The sequence below is a fragment of the Clostridioides sp. ZZV15-6597 genome (assembly GCF_020657815.1).
Taxonomy (GTDB): domain Bacteria; phylum Bacillota; class Clostridia; order Peptostreptococcales; family Peptostreptococcaceae; genus Clostridioides.
This window is the reverse complement of record NZ_JAGWCT010000162.1, coordinates 1-6,023: the sequence shown is the minus strand read 5'-3', so window position 1 is coordinate 6,023 and position 6,023 is coordinate 1. Positions and strand designations below refer to the sequence as shown.

General features: G+C 26.0%; 6 protein-coding genes. 1 reads left to right on the top strand and 5 read right to left on the bottom strand.

Translation table 11 applies throughout. The features are described 5' to 3' along the window. Nucleotides 1-132: 132 nt before the first annotated feature. From KGF52_RS19985 to KGF52_RS19970, 4 genes are all read right to left on the bottom strand, one after another. Nucleotides 133-897 (bottom strand): ABC transporter permease, encoded by a 765-nt coding sequence (locus tag KGF52_RS19985; RefSeq protein WP_227829744.1) that lies wholly within the window; start codon nucleotides 895-897, stop codon nucleotides 133-135. Next, nucleotides 891-1,616 carry an ABC transporter ATP-binding protein gene (locus tag KGF52_RS19980; protein WP_227829745.1) on the bottom strand — a complete coding sequence of 242 codons (726 nt, stop codon included), beginning with the start codon at nucleotides 1,614-1,616 and terminating at the stop codon, nucleotides 891-893. Before KGF52_RS19980 ends, KGF52_RS19985 begins: the two co-directional genes overlap by 7 nt. A gap of 1 nt (nucleotide 1,617) precedes the next feature. Further along, on the bottom strand, nucleotides 1,618-1,986 hold the full coding sequence (locus KGF52_RS19975) for a GntR family transcriptional regulator (protein WP_227829746.1): 369 nt from the start codon (nucleotides 1,984-1,986) through the stop codon (nucleotides 1,618-1,620). A gap of 392 nt (nucleotides 1,987-2,378) precedes the next feature. After that, nucleotides 2,379-2,831 carry a DUF6194 family protein gene (locus KGF52_RS19970; protein ID WP_227841390.1) on the bottom strand — a complete coding sequence of 151 codons (453 nt, stop codon included), beginning with the start codon at nucleotides 2,829-2,831 and terminating at the stop codon, nucleotides 2,379-2,381. Between the two features lie 109 nt (nucleotides 2,832-2,940). Here KGF52_RS19970 and KGF52_RS19965 point away from each other — a divergent pair, with 109 nt between their 5' ends. Then, nucleotides 2,941-3,900 (top strand): helix-turn-helix transcriptional regulator, encoded by a 960-nt coding sequence (locus KGF52_RS19965; RefSeq protein WP_227841389.1) that lies wholly within the window; start codon nucleotides 2,941-2,943, stop codon nucleotides 3,898-3,900. Nucleotides 3,901-4,091: 191 nt separating this feature from the next. Here KGF52_RS19965 and KGF52_RS19960 read toward each other — a convergent pair whose 3' ends face one another. Further along, nucleotides 4,092-5,636 (bottom strand): bifunctional diguanylate cyclase/phosphodiesterase, encoded by a 1,545-nt coding sequence (locus KGF52_RS19960; protein WP_227841388.1) that lies wholly within the window; start codon nucleotides 5,634-5,636, stop codon nucleotides 4,092-4,094. Between the last annotated feature and the right edge of the window lie 387 nt (nucleotides 5,637-6,023).

The window sequence follows — 6,023 nt, the reverse complement described above, 5'->3', positions numbered from 1 at the left end:
ATAATACACATACACATTTAACCATATATAAGAATTTATTTCTGTTTACATAATACTCAATTGGTTACTTATTAAAGTAAACAAGAGCCATCTTTTAGGGTAACTCTAAAAGATGGCTCTTTATAAAAATATCTATTCTAAATTTAAATTTCTATCTAGTATATATTTTGTAGCAATAAATAATATTACTAAAAGTATAATACTACCAAGTATAGCAAACATAAAATGAGAGCTTTGATATAAATGATAAATCATATTAGTATTTTCTCTTGGTAAAAATCTTTCAATTGTATTACCAACAGTTGATATTATCATATTTATAATTATAAAAGAAACAAATGCGGATACATTTCTATGTTTATTAAATCTTGGTAATTGCCCCATTGAAATTGCTGTGTATAGCAATAAAATGAATGAAGTATATGAAATAAGCATTGTTAATAATAACAAGAAAATATCTAAAAAGTTTTCAAATCCCAATTTAAAAACATTATTAAAAAAATCTAAAATCTCAGCAAATTCAATTCCAGAAGCACTAAAAAACATTAGTACTGAAAATGTAACTACTGCAACTATAAAACTAAGTACCGCATATATAAGTGCTGTTATACATTTGGATAATATAAGCGAACTAGTACTAACAGGAAGAGTAAACATTAAATATCCTTCATCTCCCAAAAGATTTTTTCTAAATCTTTGAATTGTAACTACAATAGTTAAAACACCTAGTGCCATAAAAAGACTTGTAAGAACAAGTATTCCTATTCCTTGTATTTGGAATATATCAATCTTCATAAATATTCCATTTAATATAGCCACTACTATTATAGCTATATATAATGGTATAAACGTTCTTCCACTTGCCTTTAACTCATATTTTAATAGTTTTCCTAACATTTGAATTCCTCCCTAAATAATGCATCTATAGATTTACCTTTTTCCTCTCTTATTGCTTCAACATCTCCTTGTAATACTATCTCACCTTTAGATATAAATATTACTTCATCACATATATTCTCTATCTCACTTATTAAATGAGTTGCAATCAACAAAGTACTATCCTCAGAATAGTTTTTTAGTATAGTCTTAAGTATATATGACCTTGCAGCTGGGTCAACACCTCCAATAGGTTCATCTAAAATGTATATATTTGCTTTTCTTGACATGACTAGAATAAGTTGTACTTTTTCTTTAGTTCCTTTAGACATTGTTTTTAATTTTTCATTTACATCAATATCTAAACTCTTAATCATTTCATTTGCTCTTCTAACATCAAAATCACTATAAAAATCATAGAAAAATTTAAGTAAGTCTGATACCTTCATCCAGTCGTTTAAATAAGTTCTTTCTGGTAAGTATGATACTATTTTTTTTGTTTCTATAGATGGCTTCATTCCATTTATCATAATTTCACCATCATCAGGTTGTAACAATCCATTCATCAATTTAATCATTGTACTTTTACCACTTCCATTAGGACCTAACAAGCCAACTATTTTTCCTTTTGGTATATTCAATTCAACATTCTTTAAAACTTTTTTAGTTCCATAGCTTTTATTTACACCTTTAAATTCAACTATGTCATTTTGAGAAACATTATTTATATTTTTATCCATTTTATAATTCCCCTTTCAAATTTTCTGTTATAAGTTTTAACATTTCATCTTTGTCATATCCAAGTTTTACTAAAGTTTCTTTTAACGTATTTATTTCAACATTGGCTATTTCCTCTTTCATAGCTTTTATTTTTTCCTTATCATCTGTTACAAATCTTCCTTTTGTTCTTTGGCTATAAACTAATCCTTGTCTTTCCAGTTCTGTTAAAGCTTTTTGCATTGTATTTGGATTAACTTCAGCATCCTCTGCAAGTGCTCTTACTGTTTCTAATTTAGAACCTATTTTTATTTCCCCTGAAACTATTTTTAACTTTAGATGTTCTACTAATTGTATATATATAGGTTTGTTATTATCAAGTTCCCATTCCATATTCATGCCTCCTTATTGTGTTATTATATTATTGTATTAATAACCTAATACAATAATATAATAACACAGCTCATATGTCAACTATTTTTAGATAAAATTATAAATATCTACAAGCTTTTTCATTTAAATATAGTTTTTATAAAAAATAGCATTTTAAAACCTATTATTAAATCTCAAAATCTTCAGGTCTGAATAGGTATAATACAAGAAATTTCCTTAATCACTATGTTTTTTGATATTTCATTTGGTATTTATTTTTCTCTTGTCTGGTTTAGAGATTTTCATTCAAGGCTACCAAATTTTATGTGAATCTATAAGAATATATGAAGTGAAAAAATAGAATTGTATTTTCAGGTCTTGGTAGCCTTTATTATAATTATGTTCACATACTATTACTTTTTTATCCTTTTAGCAAATTTTTCCTTAGCAAAATCGTATGACTCTTGTATCATTACTTTTAATTCTTTAAATGTTTTTTCTGAAGGATTTAAGACACACACCCATCCCATCCATGCGTAAACAGGATGAGGCATAATTGTATCCATTTTTTTAAAATCAAAATCCATTTTCACAATTTGCCCAGCCTCTGGACGCTTTGGAATATAATCGAACATTTTAATAAATGTTTCCTTTTTCAAACATACATTCACACGATAAACATTACTTCGGTTGAGTGATGAACTTTTGTCATTTTCACCATCTTTTTCTTTGATAGTAAGAACATATACTCCTTTCTTTAAAATACCATTAGGATTATAAAATATACCTCTTTCCCCCCAATTGTCTGTTAAAACAACATCATCTAAATTTGATACACAGTAATTGAATATATCCTCAGCTTTCATATTAAATATCTTATCCTTTCTGTAATATTTATATTGCTTTCAACATGATAATATCCTATCATATAATAGTGACAATAATTGTCACTATTATAAAAAAAGGAGTAGAAAAATGTCAAAGGCTGAGCGCTTAATTGAATTGATAATAACTATAAATGCAAAAAGAAATTTTACCTTGAGAGAATTGTCTGAAGAATTTTGTGTATCAAAACGAACGATACTTAGGGATTTACAAGCTTTAGAAAGCATGGGATTCCCTCTATATTCAGAAACAGGAGCAACAGGTGGTTATCATATGTTAAAAGAACGTATACTACCACCAATTACCTTTTCAGAAAGTGAAGCAAAAGCAATATTTTTTGCCTATCAATCATTAGCTTTTTATCGTGATTTGCCATTTGAACAAGAGAAAGTCTCTGTATTAAAGAAGTTTTTAAATTGTCTACCAGCAGATGTACAACATAATATTACTCAAATACAAAATAAAATTGTATTCTGGACACCAGATAAACATTGCTCTTCTCCCTTATTGAAAGAACTATTTAACATAATTACAAATAATTCTGCTCTTACAGTTCAATATTCATCAAATAAAAACCAAAGTATCCGAACTATTATCCCTGTTGGTTTATATGCAATGAATGGTCTTTGGTACTGTCCAGCGTATTGCTTAAAGTCAAAATCTATCCGTGAATTTCGTGTAGACAGAATTGAAAAGATTGTAAATATAGAAAATATAACAAGTTCAAAATACAGTATTCCAAATTCAATACATGAATATCTTGAAAATTTAGAAGTTGCTAAAGATTATCATATTAAAATTCAACTAACAGATATAGGAGTAAAACGCTGTGAGACAGAATTTCTATTAGCAAAAGGATTGACTATTTTTCCTAATGGCGGCTACATAGATATGTATATCTCAAAAACAACACTAAACTGGGTAGCTGAATATTTCTTGTCATTTGGAAAAGAGGCCACAGTACTAGAACCAGTTGAGCTTAAAACATTGATAAAATCAAAAGTTCAAGAGTTATACAATCATTACTGCAAAATAAATACTGGAATGTAATTTCAATAGATGACACCAATAGATACTACATTCTAGTATTTTAGTTAATCTATATGAGGTAAGACTATATTTATATTTGTTAATGTTTACATATTTCAATAAATAGATGTATAAAAATCCACATAAAAAATGAACACTAGATTAGAGTTCATTTTTAATATAACTTATTCATTTTTTATAAAGTAAATTAATTATTCTTTTGCTGAAGTGTATGCAATCAATTTTTCAAATTCTTCAATTGGCATTGGTTTTCCAAATAGATATCCTTGTGCCATATCACATTTGACTTCCTTCAATAGTTTAAACTGTGCTTCTGTCTCTACACCTTCAGATATTACTTTCATCCCCAATTCCTTTGCCATCTCTACAACTTTAGTAACAATTATTTTACTTCTCTTACTATTATATGTTTCCATGATAAATTTTTGGTCAAGTTTTAAGATATCCATAGGAATTTCTTTTAACATATTTAATGATGAATACCCTGAACCAAAATCATCCATAGATATTAAAAAGCCTATCTCTTTTAAATTATTCATTATATCAATTAAAATATCAAAATTATCAAATATAATACTCTCAGTTAATTCAAGTTCTATATATTTTGCAGGTATATTGTACTTATCAATTATATTTTTATAGGTTTCTATAAAATTATTGCAATATAAATGGATTCTTGAGACATTAACTGAAATAGTTACTGGGTTTATACCTGCATCAATCCATTTTCTAAGCTGTATACAAACTTCTTCTAGTACATATAAATCTAAATTTATTATAAAACCATTTTTCTCAAAAAATGGTATAAACTCACTTGGAGGAATTAATCCCTTATCACGATTTTTCCATCGTACAAGTGCTTCCGAACCTTGTATTTCTCCTGTATTTAGTTCTATTTTAGGTTGCAAATACACTATGAACTCTTTATTTTCTAAGCTTGAGAACATTGTATTTTCCATCTCTTTTTCTTTTATTTCTTGATCATGAATCTTGTTATCATAAAATGCATATGAACTTTTATGTCCTCCTTTTGCCATTTTATGAGGTATATTAGCTCTATCTATTATTGGGTTGATATCTTTATCTTCTGGAAGTATAAAGTATATTCCACAGCTTAAAACTAATTTATATTTTTCTTCCTGATTATTATTAAATAAATCCAATTCTTTAAATATACATTCTAATCTATTTATTATATCTTCTTCTTCTCTATATTTCATAATTATTGTGAAATTATCAGCAGATATCCTTGCAAATATTTCTTCTTCAAATATATTATGTTTAATAATATTTGTTAAACTACATAAAATTTTATTTCCCACTTCATATCCGAACAAATCATTTATATACTTAAATTTATCAATATCTATATATAATAACGCATATTTCTCTTGAGTGTTTTTGCTTAATATTTTTTTAGCATCAATTACAAATTTATCCATAGTACTTGCTCCTGTAAGACCATCTGTATACACTATATTTTGTAATTTAACTCTTAAACTTAATTTATCATATACTATATAAAAAATAAGTACTAGACATATTATCGTCATAGTAAATATTATCTGCAATGCATAGTAGCTAATAAATTGTTTATTAAATAAGTTGAATTCAAAGTTATTTATGGAGTTATTTTTATAAAGCTTATGTAAAGAATAGACTGGTGTTGTATATTTAACTTGTAAAATTATACAAATAAATAAAAAAACCATTAATTTTTTTTGTAATTTCCTCATAAAAATTTCCTCCCATTAAAGCACCTCTATTTGATTATAAACCACTAGCAAATAAACACATTCCAAAAGTTTCCATTTCTTGTAAAATGGATAGTTTATATTTACTTTAAAATTTGTAAAATTTTGCTATACTATATATATAGAATATGTTATATTAGTTGTCTTTCCTATTGATTTATACATTTCATATCGGTATAATAGAAAATAAATTGGATTATTTTGGCATATAATTATTGATAAAAAGTCCATCTTTTTATATGAATTTTCTGAAAAGTTTTATTTTTATATTATAATTATATTGATTTTTACTAAAAACTATCCATTTTACAAGAAATGACTACTTTTTATTAAAATGCAGTATTTGCAACATATTTACCTTTAAAATTC